1 protein-coding gene is annotated in these 523 nt (G+C 75.1%); it reads right to left on the bottom strand.

What is annotated here, in order from left to right; all coding sequences use genetic code 11:
- On the bottom strand, positions 1–523 hold a 523-nt coding region (locus NBZ83_RS32560), incomplete at both ends, for a 5'-3' exonuclease H3TH domain-containing protein (RefSeq protein ID WP_308203858.1).

Below are 523 nucleotides of genomic sequence, written 5' to 3'. Positions count from 1 at the left end.
CACCCAGGGCGTTCACCAGCCGCGTGCACGGCCCCCCCAGCCCCCACCGTTCACTGATCGCCACCACCGCGCGGGGATCCGCCGCAGCAGCCGGCAGCCGCCCGTCCACCTCACCGACGCCACAGTCACGCACCACCGCGACCACCCCGACCGCGGCGGCGAGATAGCCGCGGGCGTCCTGCAGCCGCCGGCGCACCGCCACCGTCAACCCCGGCGGCTGCGCCCGCGTACCGGACGCCGGGGGAGTGTCGAGCGCGGCGAGGATCGCCGCCAGCGACCCGAACCGGGTCAGCAACGCCGCCGCCGTCTTCGCACCGATACCCGCAACCCCGGGCAGCCCGTCGCTGGGATCACCGCGCAACACCGCGAAATCGGCGTACGCCCGCCCCGGGATGCCGTAGCGGGCGGCCACCGACGCCTCGTCGACCACGGCGAACTTCTCCACCGCGTACCGCACCCGCACCCCGGCGGCATCGTCGACGAGCTGGAACAGGTCCCGGTCACCGGTGAGGATGTCCACCCC

Origin of the sequence: Frankia gtarii, from assembly GCF_025403375.1 — a bacterium.
GTDB classification, from domain to species: Bacteria; Actinomycetota; Actinomycetes; order Frankiales; family Frankiaceae; genus Frankia; species Frankia gtarii.
Note: the sequence above shows the minus strand (reverse complement) of the source record. Positions and strands in the feature narration are given on the sequence as shown.